The following is a 19240-nucleotide window of genomic DNA, read 5'->3' as shown; positions in this document are numbered from 1 at the left end:
GTAATGCATTTGAATGACAAGCGCCAGAGGTGTCACAGCCCTATGGAAGCAGGTGAGCCAGCGACGAAAACGGCCCCGCCCTTCGGCGGAGCCGTTGCCGTAGGTCGGTCGCGCGGCTGCTTAGCCCGCGATCTCCAGCCCCGCGGTCGCGTAGACCACGCCGCCATCGACCGCGATGGTGTTGCCCACGACATAGTCGCCGGCGCGCGAGGCGAGGTAGATCGCGGTGCCCGCCATGTCCTCGTCGGTACCGACGCGCTTCGCCGGCACGCGCTTGGCGACTTCGTCGGCGTGGTCGCGCGCGGCGCGGTTCATGTCCGACTTGAAGGCGCCCGGTGCGATCGCGGTGACGTTGATGTTGTCCTTGATCAGGCGTGTCGCCATGCGGCGCGTCAGATGGATCACCGCAGCCTTGCTGGCGGCATAGGAATAGGTCTCCATCGGGTTGACGAAGATGCCGTCGATCGAGGCAATGTTGATCACCTTGCCCGGCCTGTCGTGCGTCGCCGCCGCACGCAGCGGCTTGGCCAGCGCCTTGGTCAGGAAGAAGATCGACTTGACGTTGAGGTTCATCACCTTGTCCCAGCCGCTCTCCGGAAATTCGTCGAAGTCCGCGCCCCAGGCCGCGCCGGCATTGTTGACGAGGATGTCGAGCTTCGGCTCGCGCTTGATGATCTCGCCCGCGAGCTTGTCGCAGCCCTCGACGGTCGAGATGTCGATCGGCAGCGCGATGCATTCGCCGTCATAGGCGGCGGAAAGCTCCTGCGCGGTCGCCTCGCAGGGACCTGCCTTGCGCGCGGTGATGTAGACCCTGGCGGCACCCTGCGCGAGGAAGCCGGCCGCGATCATCTTGCCGATGCCGCGCGATCCCCCGGTCACCAATGCGACGCGGCCCTTCAGCGAGAACAGATCCTTGAACATGCGCTCCTCCATTGCGTTGCCAGTGGTTCTGGGCGCGCCCGGGGAGCGAGTCAAGGAGAGGGAAGGGATCGGTAGCCCGGATGCAGCGGAGCGAAATCCGGCAAAATGCTATCCGCGGATGCGACTGTCCCGGATTGCGCTTCGCTGCATCCGGGCTACGAAGAGTAGGTTACGCCGCGTCGATGCGGCGAAAGCCGTTCCACACCGCGGTGGCGGCGCCTGATGTCAGCACCGGCAGCAGGCGCGCGTCCTGGTAATTGCCGTTCAGCGAGACACGCTGCAAGGCGGTCAAATGGTCGGCGCTTTCGGGAAACAGCATGCCCGGCCGCGTCGTCACCGCGGTCCGAAAGCCGATCGACCGGGCGAGGGCGAATTCACGCTGCCCGGCGGCGATCCGGTCGCCATAGGGATAAGCCAGATGCAATGCCGGCCGCTGCAGCGCATCCTCGATCCGCGCCCGGCTGGTCGCGAGCTCGAACGATGCGATGGTCTCGCTCTGCTTGGCGAGATTGCAATGGGTGATGGTGTGCGCACCGATCGTCACCAGCGGGTCGTCGGCAAAGCCGCGCAACTCGTCCCAGGACATGCAGAGCTCGCGCGCGATGCCGGTCTCGTCGACGCCGTGGCGGGCGCACAGCGCTGATATCTCGGCCTGCATCTCCTGCTCGCCGGGCAGTGAACGCAGCCAGTCGTGGATGCGGCCGAAAGCAGTGCGCTTGGCCTGCGGTGTCGCGGTGTCGATCCGCGTCATGGTGCCGTCGATCGGCACCTCGATCGCGGACGCCGCCGCGATCACCCGCTCCAGCGCGATCCACCACAATCTGCCGCAGCCCTCGGCGAAATCGCTCGCGACATAGACCGTGAACGGGGCGCCGAACTCGCGCATCACAGGCAGCGCGAAATCGCGGTTGTCGCGATAGCCGTCGTCGAAGGTAAAGCAGGCGAAGCGCCGCGCGAAATTCCGTTCGGCGAGACGGCGATGCGCCTCGTCGATGCTGATCACGTCGACGTCGAGCGCGCGCAGATGCGCCAGCATCGCGCGCAGGAAGTCCGGCGTGACCTCGAGATGATGGTTCGGCTGGAACGCGTCGCCGCGCCGCGGGCGGACGTGGTGCAGCATGAAGATGGCGCCGACGCCGGCGAAGATCGGCCGCAGCAGGATATGCGCACCCGAGAAATACAACGCCTCCATGCCGGCACGGATCACGGTGTTGCGGAGTTGTTTCATGTGGGCGCGGGCCGGCCGATTTGCATTCCGCGGCAAACTTAGCGAAAGACCACTGAAGAAACTGTTATCCCGGTCCGACATGGCGCCCCCGCCATGGCGCGTCATTTGGGGTTTGACAGTCAGCCAAGGGTTTGTTTTCTCTCTGGTTCCCGACCCCGCAGGACGCTGAATGCACGGACTTTTCAAGTGGAGTAGCAAGTGGTGGCCGGGGGTGATTCCACTGGTCGTGCTTTGGGGTATCGCGGCCTGGACGAGCACCACAACGGTCGAAGCGGACCTTGCCGCGCGCTCTAATGCCGCACTGAAGGACACCGTCCTCGACAAGCGCCGCATCAGCGTCGACGGCCGCGACGTGACGTTCGCGGCCAACGCCTTCTCCGAAGACGGCCGCCTCAGCGCGGTGGCGTCGGTCGAAGCCGTGCCCGGCGTGCGGCTGGTCAACGACGAGACCCGCCTTGTTCCCGAAGCCAAGCCCTTTGTCTGGTCCGCCGAACGCGACGTGGTGCGGGTCACGCTCGGCGGCAATGCGCCGCTGCCGTCGAGCAAGGGCAAGTTGACCGAGGCCGCGAAGGCCGGTCTCGGCGGCGTCGAGGTGGTGGATCAGATGGTGCTCGCCCGCGGCGCGCCGCTGCGGTTCGACGCGGCGGCGCTGCTGTTGCTCGACCAGATCGGCAAGCTGAAGGAAGGCAAGATCACGCTCACCGACAGCAAGGTTGCCCTCGCCGGCATGGCGCGCGAGCTCGGCGGACGCGAAGCGGTCGCCGCGGCGCTGAAGAACCTGCCGGAAGGCTATTCGATCGCCGCCAACGACATCAAGGCGCCGCCCTACGTGTTCCAGGCCTACAAGGACCCGGTCGCGGTGACGCTGACGCTGACCGGCTACGTGCCCGACAACAACGTGCACGCCGCGCTGGTCGCCGCCGCCGGCCGCAAGTTCTTCAGCGAGAAGGTGGTCGACAATCTCAAGGCCAGCATCGGCGCGCCGTCGGGTTTCGCGGCCGCGGTGGGGCCCGCGCTCGGCGCACTGTCGCGGCTGTCGACCGGAACGCTGGTGGTATCGGACCGCGAGGTGAAGCTGTCGGGCGATGCGCTCTACGATGCCGCCGCCGGCCAGATCCGCGACGGGCTCGGCAAGGATTTTCCGCAGGGCTGGCAGTACAAGGCCGAGGTCACGGTCAAGCCTGCGGCTGCCCCGGTCGATCCCACGGTGTGCCAGCAGCTGTTTTCCGAAATCCTCTCGAAGGGCAAGATCCGCTTCGAGTCCGGCAAGGCCGACATCGTGCCGGATTCCGCCGGCCTGCTCGACCGCCTGATCGAGACGGCGTTGCGCTGCCCCAATGCGACGATCGAGATCGCCGGCCATACCGACAGCGACGGCGAGGAGGCCGCCAACCAGGCGCTGTCGGAGCGGCGCGCGCAGGCCGTGGTGGATTACCTCGTGCGCGCCGGTCTGCCCGCCAGCCGCTTCACGCCGATCGGCTATGGCAGCACGCAGCCGCTGGCCGGCAACGAGAGTGAAGACGGCAAGGCGCAGAACCGCCGCATCGAATTCGTGGTGAAGTAGCGATGACCGTGCTCGCGACATTCTTCTGGGGTTGGCTGCTCGGCGCGGCGCTGCTCGGCTTCTGCATGGGCTGGATCGCGGTGGTGCATCGGGCGCAGGGCGTCTCGAAGGTCTGGATGCGCTGGCTGGCGCTGCTCGCCGCCGCGCTGGTGGCGACGTCGTTCGCGCGGATCGTGCCCGGCCGGTTCGGCTACTGGCTCGATCTCTTCCTGGTCATGTTCGCGCTCTATCTCGTCGGCTGCGCGATCGGCTCCTGGCTGCGCGACTGGGTGGTTTCGCGCAGCAAGCCCGCGAGCTGACCTCAACCTCTTGATCCGACAGGCCTGAGCGGCGTCGCCAAGCGCAAGGGCGCGCCGCATTCATTTTAGCGCTTGACATCAATACGTACGTACGTATTAAATCCTGTCCATGCCAAAACCCTCTCTCCGCGATGCCATCCTCGACGCCGGCCTGACGGAAATGTTCCGGACCGGCTATCACGGCACCAGCGTGCGCGACGTCACCGCCGCCGCCGGCGCGCCGCAGGGCTCGTTCACCAACCATTTCCGCTCGAAGGAGCTGTTCGCGTCCGAGGTGCTGGACCGTTACTTCCTCTATGTGCGCGGCCTCGTCGCCGAGGCGCTGGGCGACCTGACGCTGACGCCGCGCGAAAGGCTGAGAAGCTATCTCGATCTGATCACCGGCAAGCTGGCGCATGACGGTTTCACCCGCGGCTGCCTGATCGGCGATTTCAGCCTCGAGGCGTCGGGCTCGAGCGAGATGCTGCGCGAGCAGCTCGACAACATCTTCCGGGAATGGCGCGCGCCGTTTGCGGCCTGCATTGCCGAAGCGCAGGCCAAGGGCGAGATCGCGTCCGACTTCGATCCCGATCAGCTGGCCGATTTCCTGCTCGCATCGTGGCAGGGCGCGATGCTGCGCATGAAGGTCGAGCGCAGCGAAACTGCGCTGACGCGTTTCAAGACGATCGCATTCCAAACCGTGTTCAAGGAGTTGCCATGACCATATCCGCCGATATCAGCCTGCATCATCGCGCCGTGCTCGGGAGCACGATGGCCTATCGCGAGACCGGCCGCGGCGACGCGCCGCACGTGCTGTTCCTGCACGGCAATCCGACGTCATCCTACATCTGGCGTAACATCATGCCGCTGGTCGCCCCCGTCGGGTACTGCATCGCGCCCGACCTGATCGGCTACGGCCAGTCCGGCAAGCCCGACATCGGCTATCGCTTCTTCGACCAGGCGGACTATCTCGACGCGCTGATCGACGAGCTCGGCATCGCCTCGGCCTATCTCGTCGCCCAGGATTGGGGCACGGCGCTCGCCTTCCACCTCGCGGCACGCCGTCCGCAACTGGTGCGCGGGCTCGCCTTCATGGAGTTCATCCGCCCGATGCGTGATTGGTCGGACTTCCACCAGCACGACGCCGCGCGGGAGACGTTCCGGAAATTCCGCACGCCGGGCGAGGGCGAAGCGATGATCCTCGACAACAATGCGTTCGTCGAACGCGTGCTGCCTGGCTCGATCCTGCGCACGCTCGGCGAGGAGGAGATGGCCGCCTACCGCGCGCCGTTTGCGCCGCGCGAGAGCCGCAAGCCGACCTTGATGCTGCCGCGCGAGCTGCCGATCGCGGGCGAGCCGGCCGATGTCGCCGAGGCGCTCACGGTGGCGCATGCGGCGCTCGCGGCATCGACCTATCCGAAGCTGCTGTTCGCGGCGACGCCCGGGGCACTGGTGTCACCGGCCTTTGCCGCCGAATTCGCCAAGACGCTCAAGCATTGCGCGGTCGTTCAACTCGGCGCGGGCGCGCACTATCTGCAGGAGGATCATCCGGAGGCGATCGGCCGCTCTGTGGCCGGCTGGATCGCCGGCGTCGAGGCTGCCTCCGCGCAGCGCGACGCCGCATGAGGGCACGGAGCGCGTGACATGAAGAATGTCTCGATCACCTATTGCCGGCCGTGCGGCTATGAGAAGCGTGCCAAAGAGGCCGCGGCGCTGTTGCGCGAGCGCCTTGGCGTCGATGCGACGCTGATCCCCGGCAAGGGCGGCATCTTCGAGGTCAAGCTTGGCGACGAGGTTGTCGCCAGGCGCGCCAAGGGACATTTTCCCGATGCCGCCGAGATCGTCGCCGCGGTCACGGCCGCGCGGGATTGATGATCGGCGGAGCGCCTCCCGGCGGGTACCGGAAGATCATTCTCTATTCGGCCGTGCCGGTGCTTCACCGTAGTTTTCCGGATGGCCTTGCGGACCGTTCGGCGGGCTAACTGCCGCACGCGCATGTCAAGTCTTGTCGAAGGCGGCGGGAAACGCGCATATTTGTGCACCCGCTGTCATGAATCATCCGTAATATCTTGAAGATGCGCGTTTTATTGTCTTTTGACGAATTCCACTCCGGTTTAAAACGCGCTACACGGGCCAGGGCACAGCGAAGCGCCGGCGGAGTTCGCCCGGGAGCCGTCGTCGCGGGATCGCAATTCGAGGTCTAGATGCTGGAAGCAATACGCAGGGCGATGGCGTTTCTGCGCCAGAAGCAAATCCTGCATCGGCTGGGTGTTGTCATCAGCATCGCCGTCATCGGCATCGCCTGCTACGTCCTGTATCACATGCTGCGCGGCATCGACACCAACGAGGTGCTCGAGGCCATCAAGAGCACCGAGCCGCGGCAGATTGCCCTGGCGGGACTGTTCGTCGCGGCGGGCTACTTCACGTTGACCTTCTACGATCTGTTCGCGGTGCGCGCGATCGGCCACGCCCATGTGCCCTATCGCATCAACGCGCTCGCGGCCTTCACCTCCTATTCGATCGGCCACAATGTCGGCGCCAGCGTCTTCACCGGCGGCGCGGTGCGCTACCGGATCTATTCGGCGTGGGGGTTGAACGCGATCGACGTCGCCAAGATCTGCTTTCTCGCCGGGCTCACCTTCTGGCTCGGCAATGCCGCGGTGCTCGGGCTCGGCATCGCCTACCACCCCGAGGCCGCCGCCAACATCGACCAACTGCCGCCCTGGCTCAACCGGGCGCTGGCATTCGCGATCATCACCGCGCTGGTCGCCTATGTGGTCTGGGTCTGGACCCAGCCGCGGGTGGTCGGCCGCGGCCCCTGGACGGTGACCCTGCCGGGTGGCCCGCTGACGCTGCTGCAGATCGCAATCGGCATCCTCGACCTCGGCTTCTGCGCGCTGGCGATGTACGTGCTGGTGCCGGACGAGCCAAATCTCGGCTTCGTCGTGGTCGCCGTCATCTTCGTGTCGGCGACCCTGCTCGGCTTCGCCAGCCACTCCCCCGGCGGCCTCGGGGTGTTCGACGCCGCCATGCTGGTCGGCCTCTGGCAGATGGACCGCGAGGACCTGCTCGGCGGTATGCTGCTGTTCCGGCTCCTCTACTATATTGCGCCCTTCGTCATATCTGTAATCTTGCTGACGTTTCGGGAGGTTATCGTCGGCGCCCGACTCAAACGGCTGCCGCAGGCTGATTCGGGTCCCCGCGCCGAGCCGCACCATGAGGCGGTTCTGGTTCGAAAGCGCGGTGATTCCGGGGTCTGATGAAGCGGCCCGATGCCTCCCGAGGGAAGGTCGCTATGACCGCGCCTGGGCGAGACATGAACCGACGGGATGAAAGCCGCCGCGATGGCAATTGACGATTCGCATTCCTCCATCTTCTCGCCCTGGCCCGACCGGTTGCGCCACTCCGCGCTGATCCTGCTTGCCGCAGCGCTGGCCTTGAGCGTGGTGGTCGCGCTTGGCGAATTGTCGCTGGTGCGCGCCTGCGCCGTGTTCGTCTGCATCGCGGCCGCGGCGCTGGTGCCGTGGCGGCTGCATGATGCCGGAACCTCGCGCGAGGATGTCCGCGGCGTCAATCCGGTCGAGGCCGCCGCCGTCAGCGCGGTCGTCGCCGGCATGCCGGATCCGGCCGTGCTGCTCGATCGCGCCGGCCGCGTCATCCATCTCAACGCCGCCGCGGCGCAGCTCGCGCCCGCGCTGCGCAAGAACGAACTGGCGCAATTTGCCCTGCGCTCGCCGGAGATCATCACCGCGCTGCGCGAGGCGATCGCGACCACCGAGCCGCGCCGCGCCACCTACACCGACCACGTTCCGGTCGATCGCTGGATGGAATTGGTGATCACGCCGGTGCCGGTGCCGACCCAGTTCGGCGGCACCGAGAAGTGCATGCTGATGACCTTCCACGACCTGACGCCACTGCGCCGGGTCGAGGAGATGCGCGCCGATTTCGTCGCCAATGCCAGCCACGAGCTGCGCACGCCGCTCGCCGCCTTGTCCGGCTTCATCGACACGCTGCAGGGGCCGGCGCGTGAGGACGCGCGGGCGCGCGAGCGCTTCCTCGGCATCATGCACACCCAGGCGACCCGTATGGCGCGGCTGATTGACGATTTGCTGTCGCTGTCGCGGGTCGAGCTGTCGGCCCATGTGCGGCCCGAGGCCTCGATCGATATCGTGCCGATCATCCGCCAGGTCGCCGACGGGCTCGAGGCGCTGGCGAGCGAGCGCCAGGTCGAGATCGAGGTCGACCTGCCTCAGGCCCCGGTCATGATCGCCGGCGACCGCGAGGAACTGCTCCGCCTGTTCGAGAACCTGATCGAGAATGCCCTCAAATACGGCGCCTCCGGGGGCCGCGTCATAGTGTCGCTGAATCAGGCCGTTTCGGGCGCATCGGGCGAAGGGACCCCCGAAATCCGTGTCATGGTACGGGATTTCGGCCCCGGCATCGCCCCGGAGCACCTGCCACGGCTGACCGAGCGCTTCTACCGGGTCGACGTCGGCGACAGCCGCAACCAGGGCGGAACGGGCCTCGGATTATCGCTGGTGAAACATATTCTTAACCGTCATCGCGGGCGTCTTTTGATCGAGAGCGTGCCGAAGAACGGCGCCACTTTTACCGCCTGTTTTCCCCGGCCGAAGACCCCGTTACCAACTCAAAGCTGAGCGTTTTCAGCCGCTTAGCGTTGTCATCCAACTGTCATCCAACCTTCGTAAAAGCAGCACCGACCGCTCCTAGATGGACCGGCGTGAGCGCGATCGGGCGCATTCGGCGCTTCGCTCACAGGATGGAGACCACCCATGAATTTCATCAAAGCAATCGTCGCAGCCGGCATGATCGCCGCTTCGACGTCGGCCTTCGCTGCCGATATTACCGGCGCGGGCGCGACGTTTCCGTTTCCGATCTATTCGAAGTGGGCTGACGCCTACAAGAAGGAGACCGGCAACGGTCTGAACTACCAGTCGATCGGCTCCGGCGCCGGCATCAAGCAGATCCAGGCCAAGACCGTGACCTTCGGCGCCACCGACGCGCCGCTCAAGCACGAGCAGCTCGAGAAGGACGGCCTCGTCCAGTGGCCGATGGTGATGGGCGCGATCGTCCCGGTCGTGAACCTCGAAGGCATCAAGCCGGGCGACCTGATCCTGTCGGGCGAAGTGCTCGGCGACATCTATCTCGGCAAGATCACCAAGTGGAATGACGCGGCGATCGCCAAGCTCAATCCGAAGCTGCCCCTGCCGGGCGATGCCATCACCGTCGTGCGCCGTTCGGACGGTTCGGGCACCACCTTCAACTTCACCGACTATCTCTCCAAGTCGAACGCCGACTGGAAGTCCAAGGTCGGTTCCGGCACCGCGGTCGAGTGGCCGGTCGGCGTCGGCGCCAAGGGCAACGAAGGCGTTGCCGGCAACATCAGCCAGACCAAGAACGCGATCGGCTATGTCGAGTATGCCTACGCCAAGCAGAACAAGCTGACCTACACCGGGCTGGTCAACAAGGCCGGCAAGACCGTGCAGCCGACCATGGCTGCCTTCCAGGCTGCCGCCTCGAATGCCGACTGGGCCAAGGCTCCCGGCTACTACGTGATCCTGACCGACCAGCCGGGCGAAGCCTCCTGGCCGATCACCGCGGCGACCTTCATCCTGATGCACAAGGACTCGACCGACAAGGCGGCCTCGCAGGAAGCGCTCAAGTTCTTCAAGTACGCCTTCGAGAAGGGCGACAAGGCGGCCGAAGAGCTCGACTACATTCCGATGCCGGACTCGGTCGTCAAGCTGATCGAGAAGACCTGGTCGTCGGACATCAAGAGCTAAGTCCGACGCTGCGACAGGGCCTGTGCCGACAGGATCGCGGCACAGGTTGAGCGACCAAGACCCGGCCTCCATCACCGCGGCGACAAGCGCGGGATCGAGGCCGGGGTTCGCGCCTCAAGGGGCGTGGCTGGAACGACGACGCCCGGCCAAATGCGTCAGTGAAGATCGCTTCGGGGCGTAGCGGTTTGCGTGGCTTTTGCATACTAAAGAGGGGATTGGCGTGGCAGACATGGCTGTTCAGAGCGATGTGATGGAAGCCGCGGGACCTTACGATCGCGCCAAGGCCCTCAGCGCCTTCAAGCTTGGTGACCTCACCTTCTATTGGATCACCCGTATCTCGGCGATCTCGGTTCTGTTGATCCTCGGCGGCATCATCCTGTCGCTGATCGTCGGCGCCTGGCCGGCGATGAAGGAATACGGCTTCGCCTTCCTGTGGACGCAGCGCTGGGCGCCCTCGGCCGATCCGCCGGTGCTCGGCGCGCTCGGCCCGATCTACGGCACGCTGATTACCTCGGTCATCGCGATGCTGATCGCCATTCCGGTCGGCATCGGCATCGCCGTGTTCCTCACCGAGCTCTGCCCGCAAGTGCTGCGCCGCCCGATCGGCATCGCGATCGAGCTGCTCGCCGGCATCCCCTCGATCATCTACGGCATGTGGGGCTTCTTCGTGCTCGGCCCGTTCCTGGCCAACACGTTCCAGCCCTTCATGATCCGGATCTTCGAGGGCGTCCCGGTGCTGGGCGCGGTGTTCGCAGGCCCGCCGTCCTATCTCAGCCTGTTCAACGCCGCGCTGATCCTTGCGATCATGGTGCTGCCCTTCATCACCGCGATCTCGGTCGACGTGTTCAAGACCGTGCCGCCGGTGCTGAAAGAGGCCGCCTACGGCATGGGCTGCACCACCTGGGAAGTCGTTCGCAGCGTCGTGATCCCCTACACCCGCGTCGGCGTGATCGGCGGCATCATGCTGGCGCTCGGCCGCGCCCTCGGCGAGACCATGGCGGTGACCTTCATCATCGGCAACTCGTTCCGGATCTCGTCGTCGATCTTCGCGCCGGGCACCACGATCTCGGCGGCGATCGCCAGCGAATTCGCCGAGAGCGACGGCCTGCACCAGTCCGGCCTGATCCTGCTCGGCCTGCTGCTGTTCGTGCTGACCTTCTTCGTGCTCGCCGGCGCGCGGCTGATGCTGATGCGGCTTGAAAAGAAGGCGGGGAAGTAACGCCATGAACCCGATCTACAAATCCCGCCGCCGCAGCGACATCGTCATCCGCGCACTCTGTGTCGGTGCGGCGCTGTTCGGCGTCACCTGGCTGGCGCTGATCCTGATCACGCTGCTCTATAACGGCCTTGCCGGCCTCAGCGTGCAGCTGTTCACCCAGAACACGCCGCCGCCCGGCTCGACCGAAGGCGGCCTGCTCAACGCCATCGTCGGCTCGGTCATCATGACCGTGATCGGCGTCGGCATCGGCGCGCCGCTTGGCCTGTTCGCCGGCACCTACCTCGCCGAATACGGCAAGCACGACAAGCTGACCTCGGTGATCCGCTTCATCAACGACATCCTGCTCAGCGCGCCCTCGATCATCATCGGCCTGTTCATCTATGGTGCGGTGGTGGTGCCGATGCGCGGCTTCTCAGCGATCGCAGGCAGTCTTGCGCTCGCGGTGATCGTGATCCCGGTCGTGCTGCGTACCACCGAGGACATGCTGCTCTTGGTGCCCAATCCGCTGCGCGAGGCCGCCTCCGCGCTCGGCCTGCCGCGTTCGCTGGTGATCAAGCGGATCGCTTATCGTGCCGCGCGATCGGGTCTGATCACCGGTGTGCTGCTGGCGACCGCCCGCGTCGCCGGCGAGACCGCGCCGCTGCTGTTCACCGCGCTGTCGAACCAGTTCTTCAGCCTGGATCTGACCAAGACGATGGCCAACCTGCCAGTGACCATCAACAACTTCGTGCAGAGCCCCTACGCCTACTGGAAAGAGCTGGCGTGGAGCGGCGCGCTGCTCATCACATTCACCGTGCTCGCGTTGAATATCGGCGCGCGTATCCTTGGTGCCGAAAGGGCCGCAAAATGACCGAGCTTTCCGTCTCCACGACTGCCGCAGGCCACATTCCCCAGGTTCCGCTGCCGGAAGCGCCGCCGAAAGTCACGGTGCGCAACCTCAACTTCTATTACGGCGAGCACCACGCGCTGAAGAACATCAACCTGACGCTCGGCACCAACCGCGTCACGGCGTTCATCGGCCCGTCCGGCTGCGGCAAGTCGACCCTGCTGCGCATCTTCAACCGGATGTACGACCTGTATCCGGGCCAGCGCGCGGTCGGCCAGCTGATGCTGGACCAGACCAACATTCTCGACCCCAAGCTCGACCTCAACTTGCTGCGCGCGCGGGTCGGCATGGTGTTCCAGAAGCCGACGCCGTTCCCGATGACGATCTACGAGAACATCGCCTTCGGCATCCGCCTCTACGAGAAGATCTCGAAGTCCGAGATGGACGACCGGGTCGAGAAGGCGCTGCGCGGCGGCGCGCTGTGGAACGAGGTCAAGGACAAGCTGAACGCCTCCGGCCTGTCGCTCTCCGGCGGCCAGCAGCAGCGCCTGTGCATCGCGCGCACCGTGGCGGTGCGCCCCGAGGTGATCCTGTTCGACGAGCCGTGCTCGGCGCTCGACCCGATCTCGACCGCCAAGGTCGAGGAACTGATCCAGGAGCTCTCCGAGGACTACACGATCGCGATCGTCACCCACAACATGCAGCAGGCGGCGCGCGTCTCCGACAAGACCGCCTTCATGTATCTCGGCGAGCTGATCGAGTTCGACGACACCAACAAGATCTTCACCTCACCGAGCGATCGGCGCACCCAGGACTACATCACCGGCCGGTTCGGTTGACCGGCGCATGATCCGGAAAAGTGGAAACCGGTTTTCCGATCAGGTCATGCTAAAATTCAGGACACGAAGCCATGATCCCCGGGATCATGGTTGAGGGAGACAAGCGATGGCTTCTGAACATACCGCCAAGGCATTCGACAGCGACCTGCAGGAGTTGACCCGCCTGGTCGCCGAGATGGGCGGCCTGGTCGAACGAATGATTACCGAGTCGGTCGACGCGCTGATCCGTCGCGACGTCGCGCTCGGCAAGCGCGTGGTCGCCGCCGACATCGAGATCGACAATCTGCAGCGCAACATCGAAGAGCGCGCGGTGCTGACGATCGCGCGCCGCCAGCCGATGGCGATCGACCTGCGTGAGATCGTCAGCGCGATGCGCGTCGCCACCGATCTCGAGCGGATCGGCGACCTCGCCAAGAACATGGGCAAGCGCGTCGCGGCGCTGGAGAGCGATTTCCAGCCGCTGAAGCTGATCCGCGGCCTCGAGCACATGACCGACCTCGTGCTGTCGCAGGTCAAGTCGGTGCTCGACGCCTATGCCGCGCACGACCTGCCGGCGGCGATGAACGTCTGGAAGGGCGACGAGGAGGTCGATGCGATCTGCACCTCGCTGTTCCGCGAACTGCTCACCTACATGATGGAAGATCCGCGCAACATCTCGTTCTGCATCCATCTGATGTTCTGCGCCAAGAACATCGAGCGGATCGGCGATCACGCCACCAATATCGCCGAGACCGTGTTCTACATGATCGAGGGCCAGCAGATCACCGACAAGCGCCCGAAGGGGGACATGACCACTTTTGCCACCACGGTGCCGGGCAACTGAGGCATGATCGGCAAGCACGGAACCGGCAAGAGCGAAACTGGATGATCCTCGCGACAAATCGTTTCCGCGGGGACTATGCTCAAGGAAGTAAGCGTTTCGGTTTGCGTCTGGGCAACGGATCACCACAGAGAAAGAACTTAGACCGATGAGCGCACGCATTCTGGTAGTCGAAGACGAGGAAGCGCTGACGACGCTGTTGCGCTACAATCTCGATGCGGAAGGCTACGATGTCGAGACGGTGGGGCGCGGCGACGATGCGGATACACGGCTGAAGGAGCGCGTTCCCGACCTCGTGGTGCTGGACTGGATGCTGCCGGGCCTGTCCGGCATCGAACTGTGCCGCCGCCTGCGGGCGCGGCCCGAGACCAAGCAGCTTCCGATCATCATGCTGACCGCGCGCGGCGAGGAAAGCGAGCGCGTGCGCGGGCTTGCCACCGGCGCGGACGATTACATCGTCAAGCCGTTCTCGGTGCCGGAGCTGCTGGCGCGGGTGAAGGGCCTCTTGCGCCGCGCCAGCCCGGAGCGGCTTGCGACCGTGCTGACCTATGGCGACATCGAGCTCGACCGCGAGAAGCGCCGCGTGGCGCGCTCGGGCCGTCCGATCGATCTCGGGCCGACCGAGTATCGCCTGCTCGAATTCTTCCTCGAGCATCCCGGCCGCGTGTTCAGCCGCGAGCAACTGCTCGACAGCGTCTGGGGCCGCGACATCTACATCGATGAGCGCACCGTCGACGTGCATATCGGCCGCCTGCGCAAGCTGCTCAATCCGGGCCGCGAGCAGGATCCGATCCGCACCGTGCGCGGCGCCGGCTACGCGCTCGACGACCGCTTTGCCAAGGCCGAGCCACAGCCGTAACGGCCATGCGGCATTCATAAACCGCAACACGGCGTCGTCCCGGCGCAAGCCCATAGGCGCTAAGATAGTTTGATCATAGTCTGATAGTGGCGCTTATGTCTGGGTGGCTCGCGTAGATGTCGCCGGAGAGCGTGACTGGCTCTGCAGAGTAGAGCGATTGCGGGCTGTGGAATGATCGCTTGCCGTAGCGAAGCTACGAGCTGGCGCAGCAGACGCCACGTCACTGGGTGGGTCAGGCGGCGTCGGCCAAGCGGGGAGAGTCTTCGAGTTCGTCGACGAGCGGCTCGAGCAATAGAATGATCAGCAGATGAGCGAGGATATGGGGTCTGGCGGACCGCTCGTCGGTTCCGGGAGGTCCCTTCAGGCCAATCAGGCTTTTCAGCCGCTTGAAGCCGAGCTCAATGCGCCATCGCAGCCGATAGAGGGCGAGGATATCTGCAGTCGTGAAGTCCTCTGGCCTGAGTGAGGTCACCAGGATCACCCAATCTGCGGCGTCAAGTGTTTGCCTGGAGAGCTGATGACCTCCCTTTTGTGCAGTCCGGCGCGCCTTGCGTCGCGCAGCCGCAGCAGCTTGCGCCGGCTTCTTCGCGGCAACCAGACGCACTGCGAGCGGCGGCGCACCTGACTTGCGCTTTATCCAAATCGGCCGATCGATCAGGCCACGCGCCGAGGCGTTGCGCAGTTCGGCAGTGAGGTCAACAAGATTACCTTCGGCATCGAGCCAGCGCGCGCTCTTCCAGCCGGCCCGGATCACGAAGTCCGCATCGGCATCGACGAGATGCGCCATGCGCTCCGGTTGCAGATAGGCGCGATCGGCAAGACGGATCTCACCGGCAACCGCCGGTATCCGATCCAGCGTCTCGCCCGCTCGCTGATCGGTCAGTTCGAAGTGACCAAAGCGCTCCTGCGGAAGATCGAACGCGCTATGGATACGCCACACTGCGTTCTTGTTCCTGCCGCTCGTCCCAGCCTTGGGGACCGTCGTGGCGTCAACAATACGGATCAGACGACCGCGGCTCGCCTTCGGCGCCGCGGCGGCAAGCGCCTGCTCGACCAAGATTGCCAGCCAATCTCCGCACTGACGTAAGCGATACAACAGAGCCACGTTGGAGATATCGACAAGCCCAACCGACGTGGCCCATGCCGCCGTCAACCGCAGCCCTTTCTCACCAAGGCAATAAGCCAAGATCAGGCGCAGCAAGTCGACCGCATTGCTGATCTCCCGCGGACGGACAAACGCCTTCGTCTTGCGCGCGCTAATGTTCAGAGCCTCGGCTCCGCCAAGTCGGGCGACAACGCGCGCCCAATCTTTGTTCACAAGCGATTCGTGTGCCATTCCATCTTGGAATCACAAGCGAATCCAAGGCGCAAATCCTATTTTAGCGCCTATGGGCGAAAGCCAGGACCCATACGCCGCGGCCAGTGCAATCGGCACGCGGCCAGACGGCTTTCTAACAACACGCATTAGTGGTTATGGGTCCCGGCTTTCGCCGGGACGACGCCGGTGATGTAATGGGCTACGCATCACACAAAAAAATCCCCGCTTTCGCGGGGATTTGTTTTTGAGGTCTTCCGTCGTTTTCCCGAGTGCTCACTTGATCTGCGGTTTCGCCGACGGCCGGCGGCGATCGGCGGCGGGCTGGTAGGCGACGCGCGAGTGATGCGCGCAATAGGGCAGGCCGGCGAGCGCCTTGCCGCCGCAGAAGAAGAATTCCGGGCTCGAGGGATCGCCGACCGGCCAATGACAGGTGGCCTCGTTGAGCTCCAGCAGCGAGAGCCGCTGGCTCATCGGCACCACATTGTCGTAGGAGATCGGATCGGGCTCCATCTCGACCTCGAAGGCGTGCGCCAGCGCGGTGTTGCCGCGAGAGACCGGACGCGCCACCCGCATCATGTGCTGGGCCGGGCGAGCCTTGCGCTGCCGCGGCGCGGCCGTGGAGGGTGCCTTGGCGCGGCCGGAGAGGCCGAGCCGATGCACTTTGCCGATCACGGCGTTTCGCGTCACATTGCCAAGTTCCGCCGCGATCTGGCTGGCCGACAGGCCGGACTCCCAGAGTTTCTTCAGCTGCTCGACGCGATCGTCGGACCAGGTCAATACAGTCATCGCATTCTTCCCTTCGCGTAGCGCCGGCCAATCATTGGAGCGGCGCTGCGAGCCAATCTGGACAAATATCCCTGCGGCCAGAATCCCTTAGCCCTCGCCGGGCACGGTGTTGCGCCCGAACGTTTACGCGAGACACAAAGGCTACTTAGAGGGTCCAGTACCGCCGCACGAGATGTCGTACCCGACAGGCCAAACGCTACAATATGGCGTGACTCTGGCGCAAGAGTCCGCGGCCGTGCGTCCACATGTTCCCACACAGTTAAGCATTGCCATGAGGCTTTTCCACCGCACCGGAATGCTCCAGATTGCGCTCGTTTCGCATTGCAGGAAGGCCACTTCGTGGCGATTGACACTTACCGACCGCAGCATAGAATGCCCGCCACGTGCCGCCCGCAAAGGCGGCCGTTTTGTTTTCCGAAGCTGGCCGTTGCTGCGCTGGCGTCAAGGCGCAGCGGCAATTGTCGGCTTAAAAACCGTCAGTGATCGCCATGACCAACGCTGCCACGTCGCATCTGCTCCCCGTCTTCGCCAGGGTCGATCTCGGCTTCGAGCGCGGCGAGGGCGCCTGGCTGATCGCAACCAACGGCGACCGCTATCTCGATTTCACCTCGGGCGTCGCGGTCAACGCGCTCGGGCACGCGCATCCGCATCTGGTCAAGGCGCTGCAGGAACAGGCGACCAAGCTCTGGCACATGTCGAACCTGTTCAAGAGCCCGGACGGCGAGGTGCTTGCCGCACGGCTGTGCGAGCAGAGCTTTGCCGACTTCGTGTTCTTCTGCAATTCCGGCGCCGAAGCGATGGAGGGCGTGATCAAGCTGGTCCGCCACTATCACTTCTCCAAGGGCCATGGCGAGCGCTACCGCATCATCACCTTCGAGGGCGCCTTCCACGGCCGCACGCTGGGCACGCTGGCGGCGACAGGCTCGGCGAAATATCTCGAAGGCTTCGGCCCGCCGATGGACGGCTTCGACCAGGTGCCGCATGGCGACATCGAGGCGGTGAAGAAGGCGATCGGCCCGCACACCGCCGGCATCCTGATCGAGCCGGTGCAGGGCGAGGGCGGCGTGCGCTCGGCGCCGCAGGCGTTCTTCAAGGCACTGCGCGCGCTGTGTGACGAGCACGGCCTGCTGCTCGCCTTCGACGAGGTGCAGACCGGCATGGGCCGCACCGGCGAGCTGTTCGCCTACAAGCGCACCGGCGTCACGCCGGACGTGATGTCGCTGGCCAAGGCGCTCGGCGGCGGTTTTCCGATCGGCGCGGTGCTGGCGACCGCGCAGGCTGCGGCCGGCATGGCGCCCGGCTCGCACGGCTCGACCTTCGGCGGCAATCCGCTCGCGGTCGCCGCCGCCAATGCCGTGCTCGACGTCATGCTGAAACCTGGCTTCTTCGAGCATGTGCAGAAGATGTCGCTGCTGCTCAAGCAGAAGCTCGCTTCCGTCGTCGACCGCTATCCCGGCGTGCTGTCGGAGGTGCGCGGCGAGGGCCTGTTGATCGGCGTCAAGGCGGTGGTGCCGTCGGGCGACCTGATCGCAGCGCTGCGCAACGAGAAGCTGCTCACTGTCGGCGCCGGCGACAATGTGGTGCGGTTCCTGGCGCCGCTGATCGTGACCGAGCCCGAGATCGACCAGTCGATCATCGCGCTCGAGCGCGCCTGCTCTGTGCTGTCGGCGGCGCAGCCGAAGAAGGCGGCTGGATAATGAGCAAGCCGGTCCGTCACTTCCTCGATATCAACGAGCTGCCGCTCGGCGAGCTGCGCAACATGCTGTCCGCCGGAGCCGCCATGAAGGCGAAGCTGAAGGCGCATGAGAAGGGCAGGAAGCCGCTCGAAGGCAAGACGCTGGCGATGATCTTCGAGCGCCCGTCGACCCGCACAAGGGTGTCGTTCGACGTCGGCATGCGCCAGCTCGGCGGTGAATCCATCATGCTGACCGGCGCCGAGATGCAGCTCGGCCGCGGCGAGACCATCGCCGACACCGCGCGCGTGCTGTCGCGCTATGTCGATGCGATCATGATCCGCATCCTCAACCATGACGCGCTGCTCGAGCTCGCGGCGCACGCTACCGTTCCCGTCATCAACGGCCTGACCCGGCGTTCGCATCCCTGCCAGGTGATGGCCGACCTCATGACCTATGAGGAAAACCGCGGCTCGATCGAGGGCAAGACCGTGGCCTGGACCGGCGACGACAACAACGTGCTGGCCTCCTGGGCGCATGCCGCAGAGCGATTCAAGTTCCAGCTCAATGTCGCGACCCCGCCGGAGCTCTCGCCGAAAAAGCCGATGCGCGACTGGATCAAGGCGACCGGCGCGCCGATCATGCTCGGCACCGATCCGGAAGCCGCCGTGCGCGGCGCCGACTGCGTCGTCACCGACACCTGGGTGTCGATGGGCGACAAGGAGGGCGAGCACCGCCACAACGTGCTGCGGCCCTATCAGGTCAATGCCAAGCTGATGTCGCTCGCCAAGCCGGACGCACTGTTCATGCACTGCCTGCCCGCGCATCGCGGCGAGGAGGTCACCGACGAGGTGATCGACGGGCCGCAATCCGTGGTGTTCGACGAGGCGGAAAACCGCCTGCATGCGCAGAAGGGCATTCTGGCCTGGTGTTTCGACGCGGTCGCGTAGTCGTAGATCAGTAAGCGTTGTCGTCCCGGGCAAGCGAAGCGCGACCCGGGACCCATAACCACCGCTGTCAATTGTTGCGAAGGCTGGGGCACCAGCTTGATGCAGCAGCTCACATCGGTGGTTATGGGTCCCTGCTTTCGCAGGGACGACGGAGA

General features: G+C 65.1%; 19 protein-coding genes. 15 read left to right on the top strand and 4 right to left on the bottom strand.

Going from position 1 to position 19240, the window contains the following annotated elements; all coding sequences use genetic code 11:
• Window positions 1–120: 120 nt before the first annotated feature.
• Window positions 121–921, bottom strand: a complete 801-nt coding sequence (locus ACVW1B_RS31635) for an SDR family NAD(P)-dependent oxidoreductase (protein WP_253606409.1) — start codon at window positions 919–921, stop codon at window positions 121–123.
• A gap of 169 nt (window positions 922–1090) precedes the next feature.
• Window positions 1091–2149, bottom strand: coding sequence for a polysaccharide deacetylase family protein (locus ACVW1B_RS31630; RefSeq protein ID WP_253606411.1), 1059 nt, complete (start codon window positions 2147–2149; stop codon window positions 1091–1093).
• Window positions 2150–2318: 169 nt separating this feature from the next.
• Between ACVW1B_RS31630 and ACVW1B_RS31625 the strand changes: the two genes are divergently transcribed.
• The 13 genes from ACVW1B_RS31625 (at window position 2319) to phoB (ending at window position 14358) form a co-directional block, all read left to right on the top strand.
• Window positions 2319–3713 carry an OmpA family protein gene (locus ACVW1B_RS31625; RefSeq protein WP_253606413.1) on the top strand — a complete coding sequence of 465 codons (1395 nt, stop codon included), beginning with the start codon at window positions 2319–2321 and terminating at the stop codon, window positions 3711–3713.
• 2 nt (window positions 3714–3715) lie between these two features.
• Window positions 3716–4012, top strand: coding sequence for a hypothetical protein (locus ACVW1B_RS31620; RefSeq protein WP_016844056.1), 297 nt, complete (start codon window positions 3716–3718; stop codon window positions 4010–4012).
• 109 nt (window positions 4013–4121) lie between these two features.
• Window positions 4122–4712 carry a TetR/AcrR family transcriptional regulator gene (locus ACVW1B_RS31615; protein WP_253606415.1) on the top strand — a complete coding sequence of 197 codons (591 nt, stop codon included), beginning with the start codon at window positions 4122–4124 and terminating at the stop codon, window positions 4710–4712.
• On the top strand, window positions 4709–5617 hold the full coding sequence (locus ACVW1B_RS31610; RefSeq protein WP_253606417.1) for a haloalkane dehalogenase: 909 nt from the start codon (window positions 4709–4711) through the stop codon (window positions 5615–5617). Before ACVW1B_RS31615 ends, ACVW1B_RS31610 begins: the two co-directional genes overlap by 4 nt.
• Before the next feature lie 18 nt (window positions 5618–5635).
• Entirely contained in the window at window positions 5636–5863 is a 228-nt protein-coding gene (locus ACVW1B_RS31605) for a SelT/SelW/SelH family protein (protein WP_253606419.1), read from the top strand.
• Between the two features lie 332 nt (window positions 5864–6195).
• Window positions 6196–7251 (top strand): putative bifunctional lysylphosphatidylglycerol flippase/synthetase, encoded by a 1056-nt coding sequence (locus tag ACVW1B_RS31600; protein WP_026192163.1) that lies wholly within the window; start codon window positions 6196–6198, stop codon window positions 7249–7251.
• Window positions 7252–7335: 84 nt separating this feature from the next.
• Window positions 7336–8649: an ATP-binding protein gene (locus tag ACVW1B_RS31595; protein ID WP_092079263.1), complete on the top strand. Its 1314-nt coding sequence runs from the start codon at window positions 7336–7338 to the stop codon at window positions 8647–8649.
• 135 nt (window positions 8650–8784) lie between these two features.
• Entirely contained in the window at window positions 8785–9795 is a 1011-nt protein-coding gene (gene pstS, locus ACVW1B_RS31590) for a phosphate ABC transporter substrate-binding protein PstS (protein ID WP_253606421.1), read from the top strand.
• Between the two features lie 229 nt (window positions 9796–10024).
• A complete protein-coding gene (pstC, locus tag ACVW1B_RS31585; protein WP_016844063.1) occupies window positions 10025–11014 on the top strand; it encodes a phosphate ABC transporter permease subunit PstC in 990 nt (329 codons plus the stop codon).
• 4 nt (window positions 11015–11018) lie between these two features.
• The gene (gene pstA / locus ACVW1B_RS31580) at window positions 11019–11864 is read left to right on the top strand and encodes a phosphate ABC transporter permease PstA (protein WP_050386784.1); all 846 of its coding nucleotides are present in this window, start codon (window positions 11019–11021) and stop codon (window positions 11862–11864) included.
• Window positions 11861–12679, top strand: coding sequence for a phosphate ABC transporter ATP-binding protein PstB (gene pstB / locus ACVW1B_RS31575; protein ID WP_074131128.1), 819 nt, complete (start codon window positions 11861–11863; stop codon window positions 12677–12679). Before pstA ends, pstB begins: the two co-directional genes overlap by 4 nt.
• A gap of 106 nt (window positions 12680–12785) precedes the next feature.
• Window positions 12786–13502: a phosphate signaling complex protein PhoU gene (phoU, locus tag ACVW1B_RS31570; RefSeq protein ID WP_016844066.1), complete on the top strand. Its 717-nt coding sequence runs from the start codon at window positions 12786–12788 to the stop codon at window positions 13500–13502.
• A 145-nt stretch (window positions 13503–13647) separates the two neighbouring features.
• Window positions 13648–14358: a phosphate regulon transcriptional regulator PhoB gene (phoB, locus tag ACVW1B_RS31565; protein ID WP_016844067.1), complete on the top strand. Its 711-nt coding sequence runs from the start codon at window positions 13648–13650 to the stop codon at window positions 14356–14358.
• A 232-nt stretch (window positions 14359–14590) separates the two neighbouring features.
• Here the strand turns inward: phoB and ACVW1B_RS31560 are convergent, their stop codons facing one another.
• Complete coding sequence (locus ACVW1B_RS31560; RefSeq protein WP_076824845.1) at window positions 14591–15694, bottom strand: IS4 family transposase; 1104 nt, start codon at window positions 15692–15694, stop codon at window positions 14591–14593.
• Between the two features lie 255 nt (window positions 15695–15949).
• Window positions 15950–16462 carry a GcrA family cell cycle regulator gene (locus ACVW1B_RS31555; RefSeq protein WP_018269585.1) on the bottom strand — a complete coding sequence of 171 codons (513 nt, stop codon included), beginning with the start codon at window positions 16460–16462 and terminating at the stop codon, window positions 15950–15952.
• A gap of 488 nt (window positions 16463–16950) precedes the next feature.
• Here ACVW1B_RS31555 and ACVW1B_RS31550 point away from each other — a divergent pair, with 488 nt between their 5' ends.
• Both ACVW1B_RS31550 and argF read left to right on the top strand, forming a co-directional pair.
• Window positions 16951–18159, top strand: a complete 1209-nt coding sequence (locus ACVW1B_RS31550) for an aspartate aminotransferase family protein (protein WP_253606422.1) — start codon at window positions 16951–16953, stop codon at window positions 18157–18159.
• Window positions 18159–19085, top strand: coding sequence for an ornithine carbamoyltransferase (gene argF, locus ACVW1B_RS31545; protein WP_028342316.1), 927 nt, complete (start codon window positions 18159–18161; stop codon window positions 19083–19085). Before ACVW1B_RS31550 ends, argF begins: the two co-directional genes overlap by 1 nt.
• Window positions 19086–19240 lie beyond the last annotated feature (155 nt).

The organism is Bradyrhizobium sp. USDA 4502, from assembly GCF_054063355.1.
The sequence above is the reverse complement of the archived record's forward strand: the minus strand, read 5'-3'. Positions and strand labels throughout refer to the sequence as shown.

What these genes read in the sequence shown, in the direction of transcription:
- ACVW1B_RS31550 (WP_253606422.1), top strand. Translation starts at nt 16,951, where the DNA reads ATGACCAACGCTGCCACGTCGCATCTGCTCCCCGTCTTCGCCAGGGTC.
- ACVW1B_RS31625 (WP_253606413.1), top strand. Translation starts at nt 2,319, where the DNA reads ATGCACGGACTTTTCAAGTGGAGTAGCAAGTGGTGGCCGGGGGTGATT.
- pstA (WP_050386784.1), top strand. Translation starts at nt 11,019, where the DNA reads ATGAACCCGATCTACAAATCCCGCCGCCGCAGCGACATCGTCATCCGC.
- pstB (WP_074131128.1), top strand. Translation starts at nt 11,861, where the DNA reads ATGACCGAGCTTTCCGTCTCCACGACTGCCGCAGGCCACATTCCCCAG.
- argF (WP_028342316.1), top strand. Translation starts at nt 18,159, where the DNA reads ATGAGCAAGCCGGTCCGTCACTTCCTCGATATCAACGAGCTGCCGCTC.
- ACVW1B_RS31610 (WP_253606417.1), top strand. Translation starts at nt 4,709, where the DNA reads ATGACCATATCCGCCGATATCAGCCTGCATCATCGCGCCGTGCTCGGG.
- pstS (WP_253606421.1), top strand. Translation starts at nt 8,785, where the DNA reads ATGAATTTCATCAAAGCAATCGTCGCAGCCGGCATGATCGCCGCTTCG.
- ACVW1B_RS31615 (WP_253606415.1), top strand. Translation starts at nt 4,122, where the DNA reads ATGCCAAAACCCTCTCTCCGCGATGCCATCCTCGACGCCGGCCTGACG.
- ACVW1B_RS31600 (WP_026192163.1), top strand. Translation starts at nt 6,196, where the DNA reads ATGCTGGAAGCAATACGCAGGGCGATGGCGTTTCTGCGCCAGAAGCAA.
- ACVW1B_RS31555 (WP_018269585.1), bottom strand. Translation starts at nt 16,462, where the DNA reads ATGACTGTATTGACCTGGTCCGACGATCGCGTCGAGCAGCTGAAGAAA.
- phoU (WP_016844066.1), top strand. Translation starts at nt 12,786, where the DNA reads ATGGCTTCTGAACATACCGCCAAGGCATTCGACAGCGACCTGCAGGAG.
- pstC (WP_016844063.1), top strand. Translation starts at nt 10,025, where the DNA reads ATGGCTGTTCAGAGCGATGTGATGGAAGCCGCGGGACCTTACGATCGC.
- phoB (WP_016844067.1), top strand. Translation starts at nt 13,648, where the DNA reads ATGAGCGCACGCATTCTGGTAGTCGAAGACGAGGAAGCGCTGACGACG.
- ACVW1B_RS31595 (WP_092079263.1), top strand. Translation starts at nt 7,336, where the DNA reads ATGGCAATTGACGATTCGCATTCCTCCATCTTCTCGCCCTGGCCCGAC.
- ACVW1B_RS31630 (WP_253606411.1), bottom strand. Translation starts at nt 2,149, where the DNA reads ATGAAACAACTCCGCAACACCGTGATCCGTGCCGGCATGGAGGCGTTG.
- ACVW1B_RS31605 (WP_253606419.1), top strand. Translation starts at nt 5,636, where the DNA reads ATGAAGAATGTCTCGATCACCTATTGCCGGCCGTGCGGCTATGAGAAG.
- ACVW1B_RS31620 (WP_016844056.1), top strand. Translation starts at nt 3,716, where the DNA reads ATGACCGTGCTCGCGACATTCTTCTGGGGTTGGCTGCTCGGCGCGGCG.
- ACVW1B_RS31560 (WP_076824845.1), bottom strand. Translation starts at nt 15,694, where the DNA reads ATGGCACACGAATCGCTTGTGAACAAAGATTGGGCGCGCGTTGTCGCC.
- ACVW1B_RS31635 (WP_253606409.1), bottom strand. Translation starts at nt 921, where the DNA reads ATGTTCAAGGATCTGTTCTCGCTGAAGGGCCGCGTCGCATTGGTGACC.